At 33.1% G+C, this 24,898-nt stretch carries 19 protein-coding genes; 9 read left to right on the top strand and 10 right to left on the bottom strand.

All coding sequences use genetic code 11. The annotated features are described in order from the left end of the window. Positions 1–355 precede the first annotated feature (355 nt). On the bottom strand, positions 356–691 hold the full coding sequence (locus PKC21_01140) for an integration host factor subunit alpha (GenBank protein HMR23934.1): 336 nt from the start codon (positions 689–691) through the stop codon (positions 356–358). Between the two features lie 410 nt (positions 692–1,101). On the opposite strand from PKC21_01140, the gene PKC21_01135 reads away from it, so the two are divergent. Further along, complete coding sequence (locus tag PKC21_01135) at positions 1,102–1,617, top strand: thioredoxin fold domain-containing protein (GenBank protein ID HMR23933.1); 516 nt, start codon at positions 1,102–1,104, stop codon at positions 1,615–1,617. A gap of 15 nt (positions 1,618–1,632) precedes the next feature. Here the strand turns inward: PKC21_01135 and ligA are convergent, their stop codons facing one another. Further along, positions 1,633–3,681, bottom strand: a complete 2,049-nt coding sequence (gene ligA / locus PKC21_01130; protein HMR23932.1) for an NAD-dependent DNA ligase LigA — start codon at positions 3,679–3,681, stop codon at positions 1,633–1,635. A 141-nt stretch (positions 3,682–3,822) separates the two neighbouring features. Between ligA and lat the strand changes: the two genes are divergently transcribed. The 3 genes from lat to PKC21_01115 are packed head-to-tail and all read left to right on the top strand — an operon-like array spanning position 3,823 to position 7,323. Then, positions 3,823–5,181, top strand: a complete 1,359-nt coding sequence (gene lat / locus PKC21_01125) for an L-lysine 6-transaminase (protein ID HMR23931.1) — start codon at positions 3,823–3,825, stop codon at positions 5,179–5,181. Between the two features lie 30 nt (positions 5,182–5,211). Then, entirely contained in the window at positions 5,212–6,825 is a 1,614-nt protein-coding gene (locus PKC21_01120; GenBank protein ID HMR23930.1) for an aldehyde dehydrogenase family protein, read from the top strand. A gap of 15 nt (positions 6,826–6,840) precedes the next feature. Further along, the gene (locus PKC21_01115) at positions 6,841–7,323 is read left to right on the top strand and encodes a CAP domain-containing protein (GenBank protein HMR23929.1); all 483 of its coding nucleotides are present in this window, start codon (positions 6,841–6,843) and stop codon (positions 7,321–7,323) included. On the opposite strand, the gene PKC21_01110 is transcribed toward PKC21_01115, so the two are convergent. The 3 genes from PKC21_01110 to PKC21_01100 all read right to left on the bottom strand — a co-directional run bounded on the left by PKC21_01110 (position 7,324) and on the right by PKC21_01100 (position 11,472). Next, complete coding sequence (locus PKC21_01110; protein ID HMR23928.1) at positions 7,324–9,483, bottom strand: hypothetical protein; 2,160 nt, start codon at positions 9,481–9,483, stop codon at positions 7,324–7,326. A 12-nt stretch (positions 9,484–9,495) separates the two neighbouring features. Beyond that, the gene (locus PKC21_01105) at positions 9,496–10,197 is read right to left on the bottom strand and encodes a hypothetical protein (protein HMR23927.1); all 702 of its coding nucleotides are present in this window, start codon (positions 10,195–10,197) and stop codon (positions 9,496–9,498) included. 114 nt (positions 10,198–10,311) lie between these two features. After that, on the bottom strand, positions 10,312–11,472 hold the full coding sequence (locus PKC21_01100; GenBank protein ID HMR23926.1) for a deoxyguanosinetriphosphate triphosphohydrolase: 1,161 nt from the start codon (positions 11,470–11,472) through the stop codon (positions 10,312–10,314). A gap of 52 nt (positions 11,473–11,524) precedes the next feature. On the opposite strand from PKC21_01100, the gene PKC21_01095 reads away from it, so the two are divergent. From PKC21_01095 to PKC21_01080, 4 genes are all read left to right on the top strand, one after another. Next, positions 11,525–12,757 carry an OmpA family protein gene (locus tag PKC21_01095; GenBank protein HMR23925.1) on the top strand — a complete coding sequence of 411 codons (1,233 nt, stop codon included), beginning with the start codon at positions 11,525–11,527 and terminating at the stop codon, positions 12,755–12,757. 84 nt (positions 12,758–12,841) lie between these two features. Continuing rightward, on the top strand, positions 12,842–13,330 hold the full coding sequence (locus PKC21_01090; GenBank protein HMR23924.1) for a PsbP-related protein: 489 nt from the start codon (positions 12,842–12,844) through the stop codon (positions 13,328–13,330). Positions 13,331–13,377: 47 nt separating this feature from the next. Continuing rightward, entirely contained in the window at positions 13,378–14,664 is a 1,287-nt protein-coding gene (locus tag PKC21_01085; GenBank protein ID HMR23923.1) for a pitrilysin family protein, read from the top strand. Between the two features lie 2 nt (positions 14,665–14,666). After that, positions 14,667–15,983 (top strand): pitrilysin family protein, encoded by a 1,317-nt coding sequence (locus PKC21_01080; protein ID HMR23922.1) that lies wholly within the window; start codon positions 14,667–14,669, stop codon positions 15,981–15,983. 133 nt (positions 15,984–16,116) lie between these two features. Here PKC21_01080 and PKC21_01075 read toward each other — a convergent pair whose 3' ends face one another. Next, a complete protein-coding gene (locus PKC21_01075; protein HMR23921.1) occupies positions 16,117–16,263 on the bottom strand; it encodes a hypothetical protein in 147 nt (48 codons plus the stop codon). A 49-nt stretch (positions 16,264–16,312) separates the two neighbouring features. Next, the gene (speA, locus tag PKC21_01070; GenBank protein ID HMR23920.1) at positions 16,313–18,187 is read right to left on the bottom strand and encodes a biosynthetic arginine decarboxylase; all 1,875 of its coding nucleotides are present in this window, start codon (positions 18,185–18,187) and stop codon (positions 16,313–16,315) included. Positions 18,188–18,251: 64 nt separating this feature from the next. On the opposite strand from speA, the gene speB reads away from it, so the two are divergent. After that, positions 18,252–19,154, top strand: a complete 903-nt coding sequence (speB, locus tag PKC21_01065) for an agmatinase (GenBank protein ID HMR23919.1) — start codon at positions 18,252–18,254, stop codon at positions 19,152–19,154. A gap of 6 nt (positions 19,155–19,160) precedes the next feature. On the opposite strand, the gene PKC21_01060 is transcribed toward speB, so the two are convergent. The 3 genes from PKC21_01060 to PKC21_01050 are packed head-to-tail and all read right to left on the bottom strand — an operon-like array spanning position 19,161 to position 24,834. Further along, entirely contained in the window at positions 19,161–20,996 is a 1,836-nt protein-coding gene (locus PKC21_01060) for a tetratricopeptide repeat protein (GenBank protein HMR23918.1), read from the bottom strand. Continuing rightward, positions 20,996–21,397 (bottom strand): methylmalonyl-CoA epimerase, encoded by a 402-nt coding sequence (gene mce, locus PKC21_01055; GenBank protein ID HMR23917.1) that lies wholly within the window; start codon positions 21,395–21,397, stop codon positions 20,996–20,998. The genes PKC21_01060 and mce overlap by 1 nt, the downstream gene beginning before the upstream one ends. Next, a complete protein-coding gene (locus PKC21_01050) occupies positions 21,394–24,834 on the bottom strand; it encodes a hypothetical protein (GenBank protein HMR23916.1) in 3,441 nt (1,146 codons plus the stop codon). The genes mce and PKC21_01050 overlap by 4 nt, the downstream gene beginning before the upstream one ends. Positions 24,835–24,898: the final 64 nt, after the last annotated feature.

The raw sequence follows: 24,898 nt of genomic DNA, 5'->3' as shown, positions 1-24,898 counted from the left end.
CTAAGAAAAAGCCAGCTAAAAAGAAAGCTGCAAAGAAAAAAACAGCTAAAAAGAAGACTGCTAAAAGAAAATAGTTAGTTTTAGATATAGGTGTTACTAAAAACCCTCTTTAGGAAAATTTCTTAAAGAGGGTTTTTTTATGTTAATCCATTTTTTATAAGCTTGATGTTGAATATTATTTCAAGAGTATTAAAGTTTATATGCTAAAAAGTGAGCTGGGCATGCAATTGATCTAAGTAAGGAAAAACATTAACTACTGTTTTAAAGGACTGATAATTCAACCTTTGCTAGTCTTGGAAAAAATAAAAAGGATAGTTTTCTGGATTATAAAAAAGCAATTTTATAATTTTACTGTTTATTCATCTTCATCAGCAAACTCATCATAACCATAAGGTTGATCCGATGGTTCTTCATCATCAAGAATATCTCTTAAAACTTGGCTGGTTTTAAATGTAACAACACGCCTTGCAGAAATTTCCATTGCTTCACCCGTTTGAGGATTCCTACCAAGTCTGGCCTTTTTATTACGAACTAAAAATGATCCAAAACCAGAAATTTTCAATGACTCACCATCAATTAAACAATTCTTCATGGTATCAAATAAAAATTCAACAACATCTGTTGCATCTTTTTTGGGTAACCCAATTTTTTCACAAATTTCTTCTACAATTGTTGCTTTCGTAAAGGCCATTTAATCTCCAAATACATTGTATTTTGCGTTATAATAATATCTGTAAGTACTTAATATATTTATAATATGATTGAATTCAATAAAAAACAAGTATTTTCAGCAAAAAACATTATATAAATACCTGAATTCATATTCTTTTTTAGATTTTCCTTAAAAATAGATCGTAAACTGATGCAACATCCTTTATAATTAAAGGGTACCCTCTAGCGTAAAGAATATAGACAATATGAGTATAATTAACTTTAAAAATTAGCCAAAAAATGAATAATCTCAAACACTTAATTTTTATAATTCATATCTTTATTGTTTTGACTTTATGGTACTTACAATCTCAACTGTATATCAATTCAATTTTTTATAAAATCGCCCTTATCTATACTCTTTTTTCGTTATGGAGTGAAACTGACCGAATGTTTAATTTTGTAAGTCAATACGAGCTGTATAAAAAAATAAAGCCCGCGATCAGAACAATAGCCGCAGGATTATTTTTTTTCTCAGTTTACGTATATTTGCTTCCTCAGGTTTCTGTTTTTATCAACAGTAAAAAAAAATATGAAATTGCAAAACAAACTAATCAGGTTCAATGGCACTATGAAAAAGAGCCTGCATTTACTCAAGCAGCAATAGAAAAAAAACCAATGATCATAGAGTTTTTTGCTGATTGGTGCTTACCCTGTCGGCAAATGGAAATTAACACGTTTTCCGATAAACACGTTCAAGAGACCATTAATCAGAACTATATTGCATTAAAGGTAGATGCAAGTAAATCCACTTCATTCTCAAATGACATGATGAGTACTTATAGGATCAACGCTTTTCCTAGTATTATTTTATTTGATCAAAAACAAAATAAACAAAAAAAACTGACGGGTTATATTGATGCCTATCAATTAAAAAATGCCCTTGAATTTTTCTTAAAAGATTAGCTTTGTATCACCCAACTAAGCATGAAACATCTCATTTATGGTTTTTTCACTAATGATTTGAGTACCATGTTTTTTTGCTGCCAGCAGCTTATTCTGCCCAACCTTCTCACCTGCTAAAAGATAATTTGTTTTACCGCTAATACTTGAACTCACTTTACCACCAAAAGCTTCTATTTTTTCTTTCATTTGATCACGGGAAATACTGAGTGTTCCTGATATACAAAAAACTTTATCTTTAAGTTTTGAATTTTGGGTTACTCGGGCAGTTTGAATTTCTTTTGGATTAACACCATGCTCAAGTAAATTAAGTAACATTGTTTTTGCATATTTTTGTTGAAAGAAATTTTGAATAGATTGAATAACTTTTGGTCCCACACCATGAATATTTTCTAATTCATCCAACTTATTTGCCAACACATAATTTTCCCAAAAATTTTTTAAACTTTGGGTTTCTTTTGCTATCAGTTTAGCAACAACGTTACCCATAAGAGGTATACCCAATGCGGTTAACACTTTTGCATAGCTTATATTTTTTTTAGCAAGCGCAATTGCTTCCATAACATTTTTTGCTGATTTTTCTCCCATACGTTCCAAGCTTTTTAAATCATCTATTTTTAAGGCAAACAAATCACTTGGATTAGAAATAAGTTTATTTTTAATCAATTGATCAATCAAGGATGGTCCAATATTTTCAATATTAAAGGCCTGTCTTGAACAAAAATAACGCACAGACTCTTTAAGTTGTGCTGGGCAGTTAAAGCCATTTAAACAACGAACAGCAACATCTTCTTCAAATAGTTTACCTACTCTATGGCCACAAACAGGACAGTTTTTTGGGAAAATAATTTTTTTAACTTGTTTTGTTCTAGCTTCAAAGTCAACTTGCATAACTTTTGGGATAATTTCACCTGCTTTTTCTATCCAAACAAAATCATGCATACGAATATCTTTACGCTCTATTTCTTCAAAATTATGCAAACTTGCTTTTGATACCGTTGTTCCTCCTAATTCTACACTTTGTAAATCTGCTACTGGGGTTAATACTCCAGTACGTCCAACCTGAAACCTCACATCTAAAATTTGTGTGTAAGCTTGTTCACTTTCATATTTGTAGGCAATAGCCCACTTGGGATATTTAGCTGTAAAACCAGCATCTTGTTGAAGCTTTAGTTGATTGACTTTAATAACTAAACCATCTATTTCATAAGGCAGTGTGTTCTTTTTTTCTTTCCATACATCGACAGCCAAAAATAATTCATCAATACTCTTGCAAACACTATAATCTTTATGACTAGGAAAACCCAGTTGCTTTAATTTTTCTAAATTTTGAGCATGTGTTGAAGCAATAAGCGCAGCTTGATCGCTCATGAGATTATAAAAAATAGCTTTTAAAGGTCTTTTAGCAGTAATCTTTGCATCTAGTAAGCGTAAAGAGCCCGCAGCAGCATTACGTGGGTTTTTAAATGGGCTTTCTTCTTGCTTAAGACGTTGTTGATTTAAATTTATAAAATCACCTTTATCAATATAAACTTCTCCCCTTACAGTTAATTTAGTGTTTTTTAAGGGTTCTCTAAGTTGCAAAGGAATTGAGGCTAGCGTTTTAAGATTTTGACTAACATCTTCTCCAATCCAGCCATCACCTCTTGTTGAGCCCATGCTAAAAATACCATTTTCATAGATGCATTCTATGGCCAAACCATCAATTTTAGGTTCACATACATATTCAATTACTGCATTTTTTTCTAAACCCAATTGATCAATCAAACGTTGATGAAAATCAGAAAGTTCATCTTTGGAATAAGTATTATCCAATGACATCATTTTTTCTATTCGTGTAATTTTTTTAAACTGTTCTAAAGGTTCTCCTCCTACCCTTAAGCTTGGAGAATCAGGCGTTTTCAAATCAGGATATTTCTCTTCTAAATCAAGCAACTCTTGGTATAATTGATCATACTTATAATCAGATATTTTTGGATCATCCAAAACGTAATAAGCATAATCGTGTTCATGCAATGTAGATTTTAGTTTTTCGTATTGTTCCCGAATAAGTTTTGATGGTGGCATGATTGAGTTTTAAATTAACCAAGCTCCTTTAGAAAGACAACGAAAATCTTTGTTGTACAATCAAATTGTGCTTAAAGCCTAAAAAACAATGTTTTGTAAGGCAAGTTTGACCTTCATAACAGAGAACTATAAAATATGTATATGTTAAAAGAAATTTTCACTCAAGCTGAATCTAAACTTAAAATAGATCCCAACAATGTTCATAAAACCTTAGGTCGTTATATTTTAGCCGATGGTTTGCCAATCGTCTTTGATCAAGCCAACAGCCATGGTGCTTACATACGTGATGCTAAAACAAATAAAGATTATTTGGATTTATTTTCGTTTTTTGCTTCACAACCCATTGGATTTAATCACCCAAAACTCAACACCAAAGCTTTCAAAGAAAAACTAGGTGAGATTGCTATTCACAGACCGTCTTTATCAGATATTTATACTCAAGATTTTGCTGCAGCTATAGAAACATTTGATAAAATTGCCAACCATCAAAAAGCCTTTAAGCACTTCTTTTTTATTGAAGGCGGTACCCTAGGTGTAGAAAATGCATTAAAAGTTGCTTTTGACTGGAAGGTTAGAAAAAATCAAGCCAAGGGTATTTCTGGAGAAGTTGGTAGTAAAGTTATTCATTTCAAAAAAGCTTTTCATGGTCGTTCAGGCTATACTTTGTCATTAACCAACACCCATGACCCCAAAAAATACATGAATTTTCCAAAATTTACTGATTGGCCAAGAATTACTCCTCCTGCAATCATTTTTCCTATAAATGAAGATAATATTCAAACCTGTATAAAAAATGAACAACAAGCACTAAATGAGATTAAACAAGCATTAAATCAATACCCAAATGATATTGCAGCCTTAATTATTGAACCGATTCAAGGTGAAGGTGGAGATAATCACTTTAGAGACGAATTTTTTATTGCGTTAAGGAAGCTCGCCGATGAACATGAGTTTATGTTGATTTTTGACGAAGTACAAACGGGCTTAGGGTTAACCGGTAAAATGTGGTGCTTTGAGCATTACTCAATAAAACCTGATATCATTGCATTTGGGAAAAAAGCTCAAGTTGCCGGTTGTGCTGTTTCATCACGGGTTGATGAAGTCAAAGACAATGTATTTGAGCTGTCCAGTAGGATTAATTCTACTTGGGGTAGTAATTTGGTGGACTTGATGCGCATGCAAAGAATGTTAGAAATCATTGATGAAGATCATTTATTGGATAATGTAAATAGCATGGGCCAATATTTTATGACCCAGTTGCAGGATTTTGTTGATGCTAGTCCATACTTAAGTAATTTAAGAGGCAGAGGATTAATGATTGCTTTTGACTTTAAAGACACTGAACAAAGAGATGCCTTTAGAAAGCATGTTTTTAGCCAAGGTGCTATTATGCTTGGTTGTGGGGAAAAAAGTGTGCGTTTGCGCTGCCATTTAGACTTCACTCAGCAAAATGCTGATCATGCCTTACAGATATTAAAAAAAGCTCACGATATGCTGTGATTTTAATCTAAAAACAAGGAATAGTTAATCATGTTAGAATATACAGACTCAGAACAGTGTAACAATCAATATGGGAAGACACTAATTTGTAAAAATATTATCTTTGGTGAAGATGTGACCAGTGATTCTAGCTTTGACTCACGCAATCCATCTGATTTAAGAGATAGAGTTGCCAAGGTTTACCAAGCCAATGATGATATCATCAAAAACGCTGTGGATGCAGCTAATCAACAAAAAAAGCTCTGGAAAAACACTCCTGCGCCTGTAAGAGCACAAGTGATTGGAAAGTTGGGCGAGCTACTAACAGAACATAAAGAAACATTATCTTATTTGGTAACACGCGAAATCGGGAAAACTTTAAAAGAAGCTAAAGGTGAAGTGCAAGAAGCCATTGATACCTGTCATTTTTTTCAAAGTGAAGGCAGACGTTTGTATGGACAAACGGTTCCTTCTGAGATGAGAAATAAAGAACTGTTTACTTATAGACGTCCATATGGTGTTGTTGCGATTATCACGCCTTCAAACTTTCCAATAGCAGTAGCCTCATGGAAGTTTATTCCTGCTCTTTTATCTGGGAATACGGTTGTTTGGAAAACCCCTCCTGAGGCACCTTGTATTGCCTATTTAGTTGCAAAACTATGTGCGATGGCTGGACTGCCCAACGGTGTGCTTAATGTTATCCATGGCGATGGAAAAATAGGCCAAAAACTATTGGACTATGTTGATGCGGGTAGAATTGATAAAGTTTCTTTTACTGGTTCAACACGCGTAGGAAAAATTGTTGGTGAGGTTTGCGGCCGTAATTTGCAAACTCCTTCTTTGGAACTTGGTGGGAAAAATCCACTCATTGTTATGGAAGATGCCAACCTTGATTTAGCGCTTGAAGGTGCTTTATGGGCTTCTTTTGGAACTGCAGGGCAACGCTGCACATCAGCAGGCAATATTATTGTTCATCAAGCTATTGAAAAAGAGTTTACTCAACGCTTTCTTGAAAAAGTTAAACAAATTCATATTGGTAATCCGCTTTTAGATAAAAATGTTTTGTATGGCCCTATGATTGAAGAACATTATTTAAGTCATTTTCTTGAGCACTTTGATTTGGCAAAAGAAAACAATGGCCCTACTTTGGCTTATGGCCAAGGAAGAATTACGGATGACCAAAAACCAAATGGCTTTAAAGCTGATGCTCAACTAGGTTTCTATGTTTGGCCAAGTGTCTGGACAAATGTAAAAATTAAGCACTGGATTGCACAAAATGAAGTTTTTGGTCCCACAGTTGGAATTTTATCAGTAAAAGATATTCATGAAGCTATTGATGTGGCAAATGGAACAGCTTATGGCCTATCTTCAGCTATTTATACCAACAATAGAATGTATGCTTATCAGTTTAAAAATGAAATTGAAGCGGGAATGAGTTCAATTAATAACTCAACCACCGGCGCTGAAGCGCACTTGCCTTTTGGAGGAAGAAAATCTTCTGGTAATGGTACACGCGAATCGGGGATTTGGGTGATTGATGCCTATACAGAGTGGCATGCCGTTAATGATGAAATGTCAGGTAAATTGCAGTTGGCACAAATGGATACAGAAGATTTGGCACAAATGAAACATTCTGAACTAGATTTAAATTCTATTATGCCTTAAAATTAAGGAATGCTTTTGAATCGTTTGAGCTATGCTTTTATAATTTTTGGCGTCAGCCTGTTTTTGATTCACTGTTCAAAAACATCTTATGATTATCCAAGTTATGCCATTACGGAAACAGAACAGCTCAATATAGATGACTTTATTCTATTAGCAAATCAACACCGACAAAATGCAGGCTGTAATGAAAATTTAATTTGGGATCATAGTGTGCATGTTGTAGCCCAGTTGCACAGCTTGGATATGCAACAAAATTCTTATTTCTCTCATAAAGGTTTAAATGGAGATCAATTTTGGGATAGATTGGCCAATTACAATGTTTTTTATACTGCCGCAGCAGAAAATATTGCTATAAACTCTATGCAAGCCAGTGACGTTTTACAAGCATGGATTGATAGTCCAGGTCATAGAGCAAATTTAGAAAACTGTATTTATACACACCATGGTGTAGGTCTTGCATCTCCAGGTGTTTGGACCCATGTATTTATCAGACGTTAATCAGCCATCAATAAACACAACAAACTTTAAAGGTTCTAAAAGGCCAAAAAATTTAAAAAAACCATCATAAGTATAACCACTTTGACTTTGTATACTATTACGCCAAAGCACTGCACTCTGTTTCAAAGTTGGATGTTGCTCAGCATAAAAATAATCCCCAACATAAAATTCATTGCTGGCAGGTAAAATAAAATCCAATTTTTTCATATCAATTACTTTGATATTGCTTATATGTGCTTGCCCAGGTTTTTTGATATCTTCTATCTTAGCTATAACTTTACCCGTTAGTTGAAAAGTCATATGTGTACGTGAATCATCTTTTTCATGACTATTTTGGGTTCCACCTCTAAATGTATTAGAACTTTTTAAATAATAGGTCACTCTATTTGCATCATGAGAATCAAATGATGCTAAACTAAAACCTATGATAATATTTTGTTCATCATTTTCTGCATATTGCGCATGATAAATAGAATGCGCATGAGACACTTTATAAACCCCTTTTAAGCTGTCCTGTGCAGTAATATACGTATCAATAAATGCTTGGTAATCGCCATCATTTAAGCCATTAACATCGCTAAAACACAAATAATGATTGATATAAATTCTTTGAGGACTAGAAAATAGTTTTTCAGTATTTTTAACTGTGATTCTATATCCCTCATTGCTTGCAAAGCCTTTACCTCTTCTATCGATTATTCTTTGCTTAATGATTAAACCATCTTCTTGGGCATCATATTGCGGTGCTAAAATATAATTACCTTTAAAGTTTATATTAAGCATATGCTCATAATCCTGACATTGATCTAACATTTCTTCATAGTTAAAAAAATAAGGATCAGCATAATTGTAACTCATAAAGTTTGGTTGGGTAAGCGTTTGATTTGCCTCGATCTTTGTTAAAAAATAATTTTGAAAATCTTGCATATTAAAACTTACTTTTGGAGATACAGTTACCAAATCATTGTGAATAGGTTCAGTAGGTTCAAGTTGTATTTTATTTTCTTGTACTTCATAAGGTATACTTTGGTTTTGAAGCCAGTCCGGCAAAACATAATATTTGTCATTTAAAGTTGTTTGTTTATCTTCATTAAAGCCATTATTTTTTATATCTGAATTAATATGATCTAAGTCACCTAATTGAAGGGGCCTTGTCAATAGATTCGCTGTAATAAGCCCTTTTTGCCTGATATCTGTATGCTGATTAATATTTTTTTGTATAAAATTAATTAAGTGTTTTTCATCAAGACTATGTTCTGCTTCTAGAATAAAAATTTTTTCATTGTACTGTCCTGAAGAAGAATTGGTGTCGTTTAAATTAAGTAAAAGATTTGAAAAGCTTTTTTGTTTTTTTATAATATATCCATCAAAAGCCGGTTTTTTAGCTTCAGCATATATATTTAATTTAGTATATTTTTCATTAAAAAACCCGGTAACAACATCTATTTGTTCGGAAAAATGCAAATTTTGTAAAAAGGGATATAATGTATTTGAAGATAAATTATTTTCTTCAATATTAATTTCTGAAATCTCTACTTTTTGATCATGAACGGAAATAAAATTTTCTCCTTCATACATTAGATGTAGTTTTTCAGGATATGCACTACCCTCAAAGCCTTGACTTAACCATATTTTAGAACTTCCGCTTTCAAACGTTTGTTTACAAATTCTTAGCAAGTGATTTATAGAATGTTTTTTTTCAATTAAATCTCGTCCCTGATCAAAAATATAATCTAAGGCTTCACCTAATTCTATTGCATCAATATCATCAATATTTTTTATAATATCATCAACAATCACTTTAATGGCAGATGTATTAAAAGTTAAAGGAGTTTCAATTAAAAATAATGTACTTAAAGAGTTGTTTTCTGAGCAAAACTCATTTTTTCCTAGATCAATAAAGTCTTTTAGCGCAATTTCTTTTCCTACAGATGCTGTATAATTAGTACTATCTCCTGTATCAGTTATATTTTTTTCAGATACTTCTTCTGAAGGATCCCATTTTTTTCTAGCAACAATAAATGCATCATGATTTTTATCACTAGCCCCAAAAAATATTGTAGACTTTTTTTGATCTCCTGCTTGAATACAGGCTGGTAAAAAAAGTATAAAAAAAAGTGATACCCAATATCTAAAAAAAATAAATATATACTTAAACATCTTGTACTACTCTTATGTTGATAAGGTCATAGGTTGAGGCATCAATAAATCAATATACCAAACAATAAAATCTTCCACTTCATCCACAAGATGACTTAGTTTTTTACCATCAGATTCCCGACGTAAATATGAAAGTAAATGTGGACCAAAAAAATCTAACATCACTTCTAATGGACAAAAAATTTCTATTGTTTTTGTTGTATAGACAATATCACCATCACGTAAAAGTTCACCCCGAGCGCCACATTGAAGCATTTTTAAAGTATCATTACTTCTAGCAAAACCCTCAACAGTAATCACATTGCCATTCACTTCACCCAGTAAACCTGCAAAATCTGGGGTGCTGATAAATTTTGATTTATCTTCAAAGCCAGCCCCAGGAACATCTATTTCCATAATAGCTTGATAAAGCAAGGTATCTTCATGATCAGGTGTTTTTTTTAAAGCGTCTCGCATACCTTCAAACATTTCTTTGGGAAATAATTCAAAATTAGCGTTTGGAATTTGAGCAATTTTTATAGTTTTTCCATCTTCCGCGGTTTTTAAAATGGCAAAATTAATTGCATCTGCACCTGCTGTCATACCTTTAATTCCAAAGCGAATATCCATATTACCCTGAAATGTTTCATGAGCATAAGGTTTGTTAGGAGAGTCAATTTTAAAGCATGCACTAATTAAAGTAAGTGCAAAACAAAATACAATTATTCCTCTCATTAAAATAAAATGACGTAAAAAGCACATGCTGCTTCTATAGCAAAATCTCATTATATTGCATAGCGTTACTTTTTAATCAAAGCGATGCAGTTTTATGTTTTAAAACTATTTCTTTTATACCTTAGCCTGAGGATTAAATAGTTTTACGTGTTCTCGCGTAGCAAATCTATCCGTCATACCTGCAATATAATCGCAGATAACTCTGGCTGTATTTTTTGGTTCAGGATGTTGATTTATAAAATCTGAGGGGATTTGCCCAGGTCTTTGAATAAAGCTATTAAATAAGTCAGAAATGATTCTCTTGGCTTTTTCTTCCATTCTCACAACTCTATAATGAGAATACAATTTATCCCTTAAAAAGATTTTTAATTTTTGATTTTTCTCATAAATTTCAGATGAAAATCCGGCTAAAGCTTCACTATGCACTCGTATATCTTGATAGCATTGTACCCCACTTTTTTGAATCATAGTTTGTGTTTGTTCAATCAAGTCAGAAACCAAAATACTCATCATACTTGAGATACACACATATTTATTGTTAGGCCAACTCACATTTGGGTATTTTTGTTGTGCACGTTTTTCCGCCATTTGCCACAAATCTACACTTCTTAGATCATCAATATCAATCATATTAGACGCTAATCCGTCATCTATGTCATGATTGTTGTAGGCAATTTCATCAACATAATCAATAAGTTGTGCCTCTAAAGAAGGATATTCTTCAGGTAATAACTCTGTTGGAATCTTTTCCTTTTGCCAATTGGCAGAATGTTTAACAATACCTTCTCTAACCTCAAAACATAAATTCAAGCCTCTAAAAGTTGGATACCGATGCTCTAAAACATCGACAATCCTTAAACTCTGTGAATTATGTTCAAATCCGCCATGTTCTAACATGAGCTTAGCCATCATGTCTTCACCCGCATGACCAAAAGGCGTATGCCCAAGATCATGCGCTAAAACCAGAGCTTCAATCAAGTCTTCATTTAATTTCAGCGCCCTACCCACCGTGCGACCAATTTGAGCAACCTCAAGACTATGCGTTAATCGAGTACGGTAATGATCTCCTTCATGATTTACAAATACTTGGGTTTTGTACTCCATTCTTCTAAATGCAGCACAATGGAGTATACGATCGCGATCGCGTTGAAACATAGTTCTATGCTCAGCTGCATCCTCTTTAATTTTACGACCTTTTGACTGAGCTGTTTTCACAGCAAGCGGAGATAACCGATTTTCATAGTCTTCTAAAAAATGTACTGTATTCAAATTCATTTTGCTTTATTTATCCTTTGCCTAAGCTTTATAAGTAATATATACGATGAAAATGCAAAATAAAATGAAACAATGCTCAATTTTGTTATTTTTTCTATCATTTTTCCCACTTTTAAGCTTTTCTCAAACCCAAAAAGCTACTCAAACAAGTACTACTGAAACCTCATATTTTTACCGTCCCAGCCGTGGCATTACATTTTCACCAAGTTTTGGTGCCTATTATCAAGGTTTTGAGCAGAATTTCACGTCAAACAGTGACCAGTGGTCCAATATTTGGGCTTATGGCTTTAGATTTGGTTATGCTTTCAACCCTGCAATAGAGTTAGAAGCTAATTTTATGTACACCAATACAAGAAGAGGCGTTAATAGACAGACCGTTTATTTTTATAGTGGTCATGCATTGTATAATTTTAATATGTTTCATCAAAAAATTGCACCTTATGTTCTTGCAGGTGTTGGTAACTTAAGCATGGTCAATCAATTTGCTTTCAATTATTATGATTTTTCAGCTTATTACGGTTTGGGAGTGCGATATTTTTTAAACCCAAAACTAGCTGTAAGAGGTGAATTTCATGCTATCAACAATTTTGACAAATCTCACACTGGCTTTTGGTCTGGTATTTTATTAACCGTCTATACTCAACAATCTAAAAAATACAGCCAGATCAAAAAAGTTGATAAGTCTACCATTGACTCAGATGGTGATGGAATCACAGATGATAAAGATAATTGTCCTCTTCAGCCAGAAACCGTCAATCAGTTTGAAGATGAAGATGGCTGTCCTGACACATTACCTAAACACTTATTAGATTCTGATAGTGATGGAATCATGGATGACAAAGATCAATGCCCTCTTCAACCTGAAACTATCAATGATTATCAAGACGATGATGGCTGTCCTGATGAAGTGCCCAATGATTTAAAAGCTTTTGTAGGTAGAATTGAAAATATTTTCTTTGAGTTTGACTCAGCAACTATTAGTAAGACAAGTTATGGCCACTTAAATCAATCCATTGAAACTTTAAAACGTTATCCAAATTTATTTGTTTTAATTGAAGGTCATACCGATTCAATTGGTACCCATGAGTACAATGATAAACTATCTCTGGCACGTGCCAAAAGTGTTAAAACATATTTGGTTACACATGGTTTAGATGAAAAGCGACTTGCCGTAAAAGGTTATGGTTCAACAAAGCCGATGGCTAACAATGATACGGATGAAGGTAGAGCTCAAAATAGACGAATTGAGTTTAAATTACTGACCAAGCCAAACCAAGCCAAATAAATTTAAATGTTTTTGTTTAAATCTAAAAAAAAGGTCATCTCAAAGCTCAGTATAGGACTTTGTTTACTATTTGGTTTATTACAGATGTCTTGTACAACTCTATTCTGGAAAAAATACGAGCACCCTTCTTTCTTTTTTAGTTTTAAACACCCTAAATCTTGGCAAGTTGTTGAAGAGTCATCGTTTCAAACACAATTAAGTATTTTACTGAGTGTAGATGACCCTATTTTTAAACCTAATATTAACTTTGTTATTCAACCCCTAAGCAAGCTTAGTCTTGAACAACTGAGCTACCTGGCAAACAAACAATTGATTAAACTTTTATCTGGTTTTGAACAATTATCACAAACAGAAATTATCGTTTCTGGTTTTACGGCCATTGAATTGCGCTCAAAATATGAGGCTTTAAATGATCCAAGAATTATTAGAACCAGTATTTTTAAAACCCAGGATCTTGAATACACGATCACTTTTACTTGCAGACAAAGTCAAGAAGAGCAGCTCCTTCAAAACTACTTAAAGTTTATTAAAACATTAAAAGTACCCAAATCGGTTGCAAGTATAAGAAAATAATTTATGATTTTAAAACCAACATTTAAATTGAACAAAATAGGAAACCCATGCAGCTAAACCAAGAAAAACATTACATTTATCAACAGTTAAATATTCATGAAATGGATTTTTCAAATGGTCTAAAATGTTTATTTTTACCAGACACTTCAGTACCCGTTTTTGCTTACCATTCATGGTTTTCTGTAGGATCAAAAGACGAAAAGGAAGGCATAACAGGTATAGCGCATTTATTTGAGCATTTAATGTTCAAAGAAACCAGCAATTATAAAGAAGGTGAGTTTGATAAAATCTTAGAACAAGAAGGTGGCTCGATTAATGCAGGAACTTACTTAGATTGGACATACTATAGACAATGTCTTCCTAAAGAAGCTTTTGATATAGCTATAAAATTAGAAGCTGATCGCATGGAAAATGTTATTCTTAATGAGCACCAACTTAATAGTGAACGTGAAGTGGTTGTTAATGAGCGACGCTTTAGAGTAGATAACTCACCTTCAGGAACCATGTATGAAGAGTTGTACAAACTAAGCTTTGATCAGCATCCTTATCACTGGCCCATTATTGGTTGGATGAAAGACATCAAAGCCATTTCATTGCAAGACTGTATGAGTTTTTACAAGCAATTCTATGCCCCTAATAATGCTTGTTTGGTTTTTGTTGGTGATTTAGATAAAGATACAATCATAAAAAAAATAATCCAATATTATGGCCATATGCAAGCATCCGATATAAAGCGCAATCCAACCATTATTGAGCCAAAACAAACTGAAAAACGTTATAAGGAGCTCTCTTTAACCATCGCCTCAGAGAAGTTGATATGGGCCTTTAAAGCTCCATCAATGCGTCATGAAGATTATATTCCTTTAACTGTAATGATGGCAATTTTATTTGATGGTAAAAGTTCTCGTTTAGATCAACTGTTGGTTTCTGAGCAAAACTTATGCAGTGATTGTTCAGGATGGGTTGATCAAACGATAGACCCAGGATTAATCCATTTTTCATTTACTTTACAAGGTAATAAATCTCACAAAGAGATAGAAACGCATATTCAAAAGCAAATAGAATTAATACAAACCACTTTGGTATCTGAACAAGAGTTAGAAAAAATAAAAAATATTGTTGAAGCATCCTTTTGGGGTAATTTCTCAACTGCTGATGATAAAGCGCAAGCTCTTGGCTTTTATCAAACTGTTTTTGGTGACTTTAGAGAACTTTTTAAGGAAATGGAAAAGCTCAATAAGGTTACAGCTCAAGATGTTATGCGTGTTGCAAAAATTTACTTAAATGAAAACCAGAAAAATATTCTTTTGGCTAAACCTAAAGTGGGAAAATAATTATGAATGCTTACTCTTGGAAAGAACATAAAAACATACCTTTTATACATGTAGAAAAACATGATAGACCAATCATAGATTTTTATATTGCGTTCAATATAGATGATTTACAAATTAAAAATAAAAGCGTTTTATACTTACTCTCACAGATGCTTTTAAGAGGAACTGCTCGCTTTGATAAAACAAGTTTTAATGAAAAAATTGATAGCATGGGAGCTTCACTTTCTATTTCTGTTGGTAATCATAGTATTGCCTTAGAGGGAGAAGTTTTAAGCAAAAACTATTTTAATCTTCTTGATCTTTGTTTATCGGCATTATCTGAACCTTTATTATCAGAATATGAGTTTAAAAAGCTTTTATCAGAGACAAAAAGTAAACTTAAACAATCTTCAGAGTCTGATGCATCTTTGGCAAAAAAAGGGTTTTTAAGTTTAGTTTATACAGATCATCCTTATGCAGATCAAGCTTGGGGAACACTAGAGAGTTTAGAGCAAGTTAACATATCCGATATTAAAGAAAATTATAAAAATTTCATCTCACAATTATCTATTACATTTGGATTTTCAGGTGACGTTGAACAAAGTTCAATCCATAAAACCATTGATCTGTTTTCACAAAACTTAAATGTACAATCTTTTTGGGAAATACCTGAAAAAAAAATCCCCCATCACTATAGCAATGAGAAAAAACTACTCGTCATTGATAAACCTAACCGTTCACAGTGTCATTTTTTCATTGGTCACCCCTGCTTTAATTACCAGCACCCTGACTACTATGCTTTAAAAACCTTTATGATGGCTTTTGCTGGAGGCATTTTCCAGGCAAAATACATGCAAGAAATTAGAGTTAAACGTGGCTGGGCATACGGAGCTTATGGATCATTGAGCTTACATAGAGATCTAGGCTCATTGTTCTTGTATACATACCCTGAAGAAAAAGACACCATTGATGCAATTAAACTTTCATTAGAGCTTATGCAACAAGCTATAGATGGTGATTTATTAGCAGATACCGATATAGAGTTTGCTAAAAATTACATGATGAAATCATTTCCATTTAAAATTGATACTCCACAAAAAATAATGTCTGAAATGCTGTATCATAAAATGTTAAATCTTGATGAAAATAGACTATTTACTTACAGAGATAAGATTAAAGCCTTATCAATTAAGGAAATAAGATCGGCTGCCAAAAAACATATTCATATTGATCAATTTTCAATTAGTTTATTAGCGACCTCAGAAAATATAAAAAATAATTTAGATAATCATTTCAAAGATTGGAATATCATTGAAAAAAATTATTTAGATATTTTATAAAGTTCTTTTGCCATTTAATATTAATTAATGCGTTGTTTAATCAAACTGCAATTTTTTCAAATTGCTGTTTAGTTTTAGGGTAACTTATATCAGTGGTTTCAAAAAAACACGATTAAACAAGAGTTCAAAAAGTTCAGATAATAATGGCATCGTAATGAACCTTATTAAAACTAGGAATCAATGCAAAAACTACTATAATCAGAAGTTTCAATGCATAATAAGAAAGATTGTAATCATTTTTGAGCGTATTGCTTAAACGTCTTCGCTCAGAATCACGCATTTCTCTTATTTTGGTCTTATACATCAGCTAAAATATATTATAACAACAATCAATCCATCAAGTAGGTGTACATTTGCGTGTACTCAATCAGTTCACGCTTTATTGTATCTTCTTCTTTTTTACTAAATTTTTTATTTTTTAAAACGTTGTCAACAATCATATCCGGTAAATAATTAAAGATTGCTATTGTATCTTTGATCTTTTCACCTTCATAGATTTGGTCTATCACCATTTTATTACTTTTGCTTATTGTGACTGATAACTCATTAACTTCACCAAAAAGATTATGCATATCACCCATTGTATCTTGATAGGCTCCAACAAATAAAAAAGCCAAATGATAATCTTTATAGTTATCAATTTTATGGATGGCTAAATAAGACTTTATATCCTTTAAATCAACAAACTTTTCTACTTCACCATCAGAATCACAGGTAATATCCACCAAAGTTGCTTTTTGCGTTGGTTTTTTCTTTAAACGAGAAATAGGCATAATTGGAAACAATTGATCTAAAGCCCAATGATCTGGTAAAGATTGAAACAATGAAAAATTACATACAACTTTTTCATACAAGCGCTCTCTAAGTTCAATAAATTCATCCGCGATATATTTTGCATTTTTACTTAATTTGACAGCTTTTTCAGCAATTGACCAAAATAACCATTCACCTTTTGCTCGATCTTCAATAGAGAGCATACCCAAATGAAATAAAGCCTGCAGTTCATCTTTTTTTATCAAACTATCATGATAATATTCACGATAATTTTTAGCTGTGATGTTATCGTTAATATATAAAATATCTTCAATAATTTTACTTTCTTGTTTCTTAAACTTAGGTGGATCTATGTAACGTTCATGGTATTGGTCTCTTACGTCAACCAAAAGAACCGCGTGATAAGCCGTTAAAAAGCGGCCACTTTCAGAGATAAGCTGAGGATGAGGAACTTTTTCGTCATCACAAATTTCTAAAACATTATAAACAACATCATTGGCATATTCTTGTACATTGTAATTGACAGATGCATCAGAAGAGGTTTTGCTTCCATCATAGTCAATGCCTAAACCTCCACCAACATTCAAATACTCCAAATCAAGACCCATTTTTTTACATTTTGCATAAACTCTAGCGGCTTCACGAATCGCTTGTTTTATTTTACGAATATCCGTAATTTGTGAGCCAATATGAAAGTGAAACAACTTTAAATATTCAATTAAACCGTGTTTTTTAAGCCATTCTATGGCTTCTAGAAGCTGACTCATGGATAAACCAAATTTACTGGCACTTCCACCTGATTTTTGCCATAAACCTGAGCCTTTGGCATCTAGTTTAATCCTAAACCCTAAAAAAGGAATGGGCTTCTTTTCTTTTTTTAATTGCAATAATCCATCCAATTCAAATGGCTTTTCAATGACTGCAAGCATATTACGACCCAATTTTTGGCCAGTAGCCATAATATTGTAATAATCTTTATCCTTAAAACCATTACAGATTGTCATACCATCTTTATTTAGCTTTAAAGCAAATGATGCAACTGCTTCGGCCTTACTTCCAACTTCAACATTAATTTGATTGCTGTATCCAGCAGCCATAATAGCGTCTACAACACACTTTTTTTGATTAACTTTTATTGGATATGCCGGAGTATAACTGTTTTTATAGTCATACTCTTCAATAGAACGATTAAAAGCATCACATATTGTTTCTACTTGGCCATGTAATATTTGTGGAAATCTTAATAAAATTGGGGTGGAAATGTTTTTCTTATCCGCTTCCTTAAGAATTTGTGACAATTGAATTGAAAATTTTTTTTCTTGGGTAGGCATGACAGATAAAAAGCCATTGGCATCAATATCAAAGTAACCTGCTCCCCATGCTTCAATTCCATATAACTCTCTTGCATCTTGAATTGAAAATCCGTCCATAAAAAAGCCTCACAAATGTTAAAAATGGTTGAAAAAACTTAGAAATAATCTAAAGACATTCTTTATGCAAGCGGATATCAAAAATATTGAAAAAATGCAGTTTCTTTTTGGTCAAGAAAGCCCTTTTTCTCTTAGCAACTCAAAATACGTCATTCTACCCATTCCAATGGAAAAAACTACTTCCTATATGAAAGGAACTCAGTTTGGCCCACATAAAATTGTGGAAGCCAGTACTCAATTAGAGTTTTTTGATTCTGAAACTAAAAATGAACCCTGTGATGCTGGTATTTTTACCGACTGGACCTTAGGACAAAACCCAAACCAATTTAATCAAGCTCAGAGCCCAGATATCGTCAAAAGTATCAACACCCATGTCTCTACCCTACTAGAACAAAATAAATGCGTCATATCTCTTGGAGGCGAGCATACGATTAGCGTTGGAACCGTTCCTCCTTTTGTAGAAAAATATAAAAATGATATTACCCTTTTACATATTGATGCACACGCAGATTTAAAGGATACCTATGAAGGAACTCCGTTGAGCCATGCCTGTGTAATGAAAAGATTATTAGGACAACTTCCTATCGTTTCAGTTGGCATTAGAAGCATAGATAGAGAAGAGTTCAATTTAATACAATCAAGTGATGATATTCACGTTGTATTTTCTGAAGAAGTGCACCAAAACCCAAATTGGATCATTGAAACACTCAAGCATATTAAAACAAAATACATTTATCTTAGTTTTGACCTTGATGGCTTAGACCCATCCGTTGTTCCTGGCTTAGGAACTCCAGAACCCGGGGGATTAGGTTGGTTTGATGCATTAAACTTAATCAGAAAGGCCTGTGAAAGCCATACATTGGTTGGAGCTGATTTTAATGAAATATGTCCCAGTGAAATCCCTTTGTATTCCGAAATAACGGCTTGCAAACTGATTTATAAAACCATTGCATATTCACAGTTATAAAAACAATCACTTCTTAAGTGTTGATGTTGTCTTAGATTTTTCTTTAACCTTTGTTGATTTAGTTTTTTGCTCTATTTGTTTTTGCAAGTCGTCAATAAATGTTTTAATCTGCGTATTATCTTTTGATAGTGTCAGAGCTTTATTGGCATAAATTAATGCTTTATCTTCTTGTTCAATTTTTAAAAAAGCTTTGGCTAAATAAAATGTAAAAATGTAATTGTTTTGATCGGTCTCTAACAAACTTGAAAATTCATTTATAGCATTTTCATATTGCTTACTTTCATAATAGGATAATGCAATGTTTTTTTGTAATGCGCTGCTAGGTTCAATTTTATATGCACGCTTATAATAATCTATCGCATTATAATAACGTCCAAGTCTAAAGTATGAATTGCCAATATATTTTAAATTTATCAACTTGTTAGGTAAAACTTTATCTGCCTCTATAAAAGTACGGTTGGCTTGGAGAAAGTTTTTATTAACATAATTGGCATAAGCCAATTCAAATAAGTATTGATATTTCTGATCATTATCAAAACCCTCAATCTTTATTGTTTCAAGATATTTCAAGGCTTCACTCGCCTTATCAGATCTTGATAAAGCTTTGGCAAAATTTAATTTAATATCTATGTCATCTGTAGAGCTATAATATTTTTGATAAAGCGCTGCTAAGGCCAGCCAATCTTTTTCATGATTTAATGTGTAAATTGCTTTTTTAATTAGCTCCGGATGATTTTCTTTAGAAAATGATATCTTCTTATAAAGTTTTGCTGCTTTTGCATAATCTTTTTCTTCAAACAAAAGGTCACTATAAAAATGATTCACTAAATAATGCTTTGGAGAAATAAGGTAAGTTCTATGCAAAAGCTTTTTACCTTGGTTTTTATCTTTAAGACGATAGATTAAACTCGAATAAATCGTCTGAACAATAGGGTCATTTTGAAAAATATCTTTTATTGATAATATGTATTCATATGATTTATTATAGTCTTTTGAACAATAAAAAGCAAAAGCCATCGAACGTTTCCACTCAGCTGTTTTAGGGTATGAGTTACTTAACTTATTTAGATTATCCATTGCAAAATTATTAAGATCTGGTTTTTCCTCAATATAACTTAAATATGAGTAAAGCTCAGATAAAATAATATTACCAATATAGTTATGCTCAGGAACATTGTTAATATGTTGAATAATTAATTCTCGTATTAATTTTATTTGGTCAATTTTGAATGATTCATACACTTCACGAATATTTTTAGGAAGTTTTGAGTATCGTTTTATGTAATCAGAGTATTGTTTTGAATGATTATAATGACGACTCTGAATTTGATCTTCATCATTAAATTGAGATCTAACAGTTGTTTTTTGTAATTCATCTGAAGCCTTACTTTTTAAATCAGTATAATCATCCGTTGTAATATCTAGAATAATTTTTTGTTTGTTATAGTAGATTTGCTCTTGCCCAACCTGTTTTTTAGCAAGTGATTTATATTTAGTTAAACTGGTTTTAAAAACTACTTTAACCAATAAAAATGACAGTATAATAACAATAAGTATTCCCGTAATAACACTTATGATTGGAATTGCTTTTGAAGAATATTGCTTTTTTTTCTTTTCACTTTCTTCATGAATGTTGACGGCAATAGAAACATTCGTATCAGGATTTTCTTTAGCTTTTTGCCGGTTACTAGCAGGCTTATTAAGTATTTTTGGGTTGATAACAACTGTTTCGTTGCATAATGAACACTCTAATTCAAAACGTTCCCTAGGTAAAAAATTTATATCTAGCTTATTTAAAGCTCCACATAGCTCATTTTTCTCACATGGATACTGTTTAGGCATTAACAACTATCTTTTTTTTGGGTAAGCTCAATCAATACGCCATTGCTATGTTTTGGATGTATAAAAGACACCCAACAATTATGCGCACCAGATCGAAGAACCGGTTCAATGCAATAATCTTTTTGTTTAGCTGTAAAGTCATCAATTTTTTTGCAATCAAATGCAATATGGTGAATCCCTTCACCTCTTTTTTTGATGAACTTCGCAATGGTAGAATCATCATTTAATGCTTCAAGCAATTCAATTTTACTCTCTCCAATAGAAAAAAAAGCAACTTTCACTCCTTCAGTTTCTACTGTTTCTTGGCCTAAATAAGTTAAATTTAATATATCTTTGTAAAATACCATACTTTCATCAATGGATTTTACAGCAATCCCAATGTGATTTATTTTTTTAATCATAATTCAAAGAAACATGTTTCATCATCATCAAAATCTTTAAGTTTTGCAAAGTTTTTATTGGTCGTAGATACTTTACGAATTCTGATTTCATAGTCTCCCGTTGAATCACCTTCACCACCAACAATTAAAGTGTAGCTTTTACCTGGAACCAATTTTAACTTGGTTTCTCCGCCATCATTGTCATAGATGCTTTGTCCTGAAAAACCGCTGGCAGATCCATTAAAGTTAAATGCTATATGAGGAATAATTTTATTGTCTTCAGCCATTAAAATAGCACCTTCACCCCCACCTCTTACAGTATAGGTATTCATATTATGTGTCATATCTACTGTTGAACAATTGAGATCTTCATCTCTACTGTCTCCATCCGTCACAAACACATCAGGTGAATCATATTTTGGATCCAATACAGTACTTTCAGCTAAACCAGAACTTGAAAACCTGTTTCTAGACATTTCTGTTAAGATTTGATGAGAAAGTGTAGAAACTTCAACAGACTGCATATCTTCATAAGAAAGAAAATCATCAGGAGAATCTGGAGTTAAATCTAGATCACCGCCTGTCTGTATGTGACAGTTTAAATTCAAGCCATTGACTGCTCTTGGATCATAAGGAGGGTTGGTTTCATCTCCCAAGGATGGATATTCCGCAGAAACTTTTAAAAATTCACGATCAAATAATACTTTTGGATAAGGTGAACCATTATAACTGACTTGCATAAAAGAATTACTCCAAGGGTACTGGCCTAAACTTGATCCAGACACTTCCATTGTTGTCACTGGATATGCACTATAGTCCCCATAACCTAAACTATTAACACCATCAACTACGGGTAAAAAGTCACACTCACCACCAACAATATCACCATCCCATGCACCCATAGTAGTATTTAATGAACCTGTATTTTCAATAAGTGTATCTTCAGGAGTAATAATTTTTAATGAATCCTCTTCATCTCCAGGTACACAGTCAATTCCTATATTGGTTGCCGCCAACGTAGCATCCCCTAAAGAGTCTTGATCATCTCCACAAATTAACTGTGATGTTAACCATCTATACTGTTGACGGGTATCCGTACCACCTAAATCATCATTGACTGTGTTTCTAATTGGGTGAGGAACATATGGATAAGGCACATCTTTTGAGGAGACTATAGCTAATAACGGATTGAATGCTGATGAATCCACGCCTTCATCAAACCGTCTTCTAATACTAATACTCAATTCACCTTCATCACCACGTCCAAGGTCAGGAACCGTAAAAACATACTTGTCAGTATCTTGTACAGCCTCAAAAGAACAATCTTCAAGCAGCTCTGGACAAACATACACTGACTGTGAAGGGTCAATCTCACCTACTATTGATACAAAATCTTCAGATGTCTCTCCCACCAATGGGTTAGAGGCAATCATACCTGCCAAATTGATGCGTTTTGCATTTTCAATAGGACCTTGATTTTCCCAAAAAGGATTAGGACCAATTTCATCTAAATCTTCAAACATTTGATTAATCGCCCCAAAAATACTTTCGTGATAAGTTTTTGGGTAGCTAAGATCTGGTCTACGCACCAAGAAACCTCTTAGTGAAGTTGATGATGAAAACAAGCCTATAGACTGTTCACTCATAAGCAAACCGGACATTCTAACAAACATAGCTGAATATGGATCAATATAGCCATTCATCGCGTTACCGGGGGCATAAACATACTCATCTACATTTTCAAATAAAATTCTATCTTCAATATTATAATTATGTAAATCAAGTCCTATTAAGTTTTGCGAGGCGTCCCCATCTAATGGCTGTCCATCATTTATACTAACTGAAACACCGTCTGCACCTGCTCTAACAGAACCATTTGCATCATTAACTTCAGAACCATAAATCAAAGGATTGTAATTTTGATAATATGATAAAGCGGTCTGTCCTCCTTGTTGTAAAGCTGTTTGTCCAGAACCACTGGTTAATAAAGCGATGATAAAATCCTTAAACAAGCCATCAAACTCACTCTCTATATCAGCATCATACAAAACATCTACATGTTGAACCAAGTTTTGCGGTCCAACTGAACTTGCAGCATATACTTCTGATAAAAACTCAAGGTCATCATCAAAACCATTGGTATTAACATCTTGTAAAGTATTGTCTAAATTAGATTGGACATAATATAGCATGAATAAATACTCTGCACCTTGACCGGCCACAATTTCAAAAAAATCAGCCTTTCTTAAATCATCTAATTGTGGAGCCGCTAAATAGCGCCACGATGCCTCTCTAAACAAGTTAAAACCACATAAATCAGCCATAACAGCACCAATACCATCGTCTATCCAATCATTCTCTGGTGCCCCTCCATTAATTATGACTTTTTGGTTAAAACTGATGATTTTTGGTAGTTGAAAGGCCATCCAAGCATTAAATAACTTATTTTTAAAATAAGTATCAACTGTTATACCATTACCTGTTGATGTATAGTTGGCCAATGAGTCTGGGGCTTGAATAAAAATAAACTCCCCCTCGTTTGAAACAGCGTTACTGATGGGATTATATTCTGCAACATTCCTAGCATCTACATAAGTGCTGGCTTTGATATAAGCATTAATAATAGGGGTAATTAAAACATTGATTCTACCGTTTTCGTCCACGTCAGAAGGCTCACCTAACAAGGTTGTTACCAGAGGATAAATATTTCTATCAAAAATCTCAACTGCATGATCTAGGTCTTGTTGTTCCGGTGAGTCATCATGGATTCCTCCCATAGGAATATCTCTATCCACAAAAAGATTAATAAAGGTTCCTTGCGCTCTTAAAATAGCTGAACTGGTAATGGTAGAGTCAAAGTTTGAGGGATCATTTAAAACTCTTACTTCTACTTCATCCCCTAAAACATACTCTGCAACCAATGCATTAACATTCTGTCCAGGACCAAATTGATTCTTTTGTCCTGCAATTGGTAAATTTGCCGCTTGTAAAGACGTATCGAGAGCACCCGTATTATAACTTTGTGGCTCCATATTGAGCGTGACTGGTTTATCAAAATCATAGCTACTATTATGATTTGAGCTGGAAAACGCAAAAGGATTGACTGCTGAAGGAGAATCAACTCTAAATGCAATAGGTGACTCTGTTGTATTAAATAAAATCATACTGTATTCTTCCAAACGGTTATCTTTAGCTGGTGTACATGGATAATCATCTGAAACAAGAGCGAAACGAGCGCTTCCAGCAGAAGAAACGCTGACCCGAGCTATATCACCCGAATTGCATAAGCCTGGAGCGCCAATAACAACCGTTTCTTCCTCACCAGGTTCAGGCGGATCAACAACTGTACCTCCTGGCGGTGTCGGTAAAGGATTCCCACCACCAATTGTGGACGATCCTTGTTGACAAGATGATAAAATAAGTATGATGGCAATCAAAAGAGAATATATATAGGGCATACTTATAATAATAATGATATCAAGCGCTTTTGACTAGAAAAATTTTATTTAATCCATGAGTTAC

It is taken from the genome of Oligoflexia bacterium, from assembly GCA_035326705.1.
In the GTDB taxonomy this organism is placed as follows: domain Bacteria; phylum Bdellovibrionota_G; class JALEGL01; order JALEGL01; family JALEGL01; genus JALEGL01.
Note: the sequence above shows the minus strand (reverse complement) of the source record. Positions and strands in the feature narration are given on the sequence as shown.

What these genes read in the sequence shown, in the direction of transcription:
- PKC21_01140 (HMR23934.1), bottom strand. Translation starts at nt 691, where the DNA reads ATGGCCTTTACGAAAGCAACAATTGTAGAAGAAATTTGTGAAAAAATT.
- PKC21_01135 (HMR23933.1), top strand. Translation starts at nt 1,102, where the DNA reads ATGTTTAATTTTGTAAGTCAATACGAGCTGTATAAAAAAATAAAGCCC.
- ligA (HMR23932.1), bottom strand. Translation starts at nt 3,681, where the DNA reads ATGCCACCATCAAAACTTATTCGGGAACAATACGAAAAACTAAAATCT.
- lat (HMR23931.1), top strand. Translation starts at nt 3,823, where the DNA reads ATGTTAAAAGAAATTTTCACTCAAGCTGAATCTAAACTTAAAATAGAT.
- PKC21_01120 (HMR23930.1), top strand. Translation starts at nt 5,212, where the DNA reads ATGTTAGAATATACAGACTCAGAACAGTGTAACAATCAATATGGGAAG.
- PKC21_01110 (HMR23928.1), bottom strand. Translation starts at nt 9,483, where the DNA reads ATGTTTAAGTATATATTTATTTTTTTTAGATATTGGGTATCACTTTTT.
- PKC21_01105 (HMR23927.1), bottom strand. Translation starts at nt 10,197, where the DNA reads ATGAGAGGAATAATTGTATTTTGTTTTGCACTTACTTTAATTAGTGCA.
- PKC21_01100 (HMR23926.1), bottom strand. Translation starts at nt 11,472, where the DNA reads ATGAATTTGAATACAGTACATTTTTTAGAAGACTATGAAAATCGGTTA.
- PKC21_01095 (HMR23925.1), top strand. Translation starts at nt 11,525, where the DNA reads ATGCAAAATAAAATGAAACAATGCTCAATTTTGTTATTTTTTCTATCA.
- PKC21_01090 (HMR23924.1), top strand. Translation starts at nt 12,842, where the DNA reads ATGTCTTGTACAACTCTATTCTGGAAAAAATACGAGCACCCTTCTTTC.
- PKC21_01085 (HMR23923.1), top strand. Translation starts at nt 13,378, where the DNA reads ATGCAGCTAAACCAAGAAAAACATTACATTTATCAACAGTTAAATATT.
- PKC21_01080 (HMR23922.1), top strand. Translation starts at nt 14,667, where the DNA reads ATGAATGCTTACTCTTGGAAAGAACATAAAAACATACCTTTTATACAT.
- PKC21_01075 (HMR23921.1), bottom strand. Translation starts at nt 16,263, where the DNA reads ATGCGTGATTCTGAGCGAAGACGTTTAAGCAATACGCTCAAAAATGAT.
- speA (HMR23920.1), bottom strand. Translation starts at nt 18,187, where the DNA reads ATGGACGGATTTTCAATTCAAGATGCAAGAGAGTTATATGGAATTGAA.
- speB (HMR23919.1), top strand. Translation starts at nt 18,252, where the DNA reads ATGCAAGCGGATATCAAAAATATTGAAAAAATGCAGTTTCTTTTTGGT.
- PKC21_01060 (HMR23918.1), bottom strand. Translation starts at nt 20,996, where the DNA reads ATGCCTAAACAGTATCCATGTGAGAAAAATGAGCTATGTGGAGCTTTA.
- mce (HMR23917.1), bottom strand. Translation starts at nt 21,397, where the DNA reads ATGATTAAAAAAATAAATCACATTGGGATTGCTGTAAAATCCATTGAT.
- PKC21_01050 (HMR23916.1), bottom strand. Translation starts at nt 24,834, where the DNA reads ATGCCCTATATATATTCTCTTTTGATTGCCATCATACTTATTTTATCA.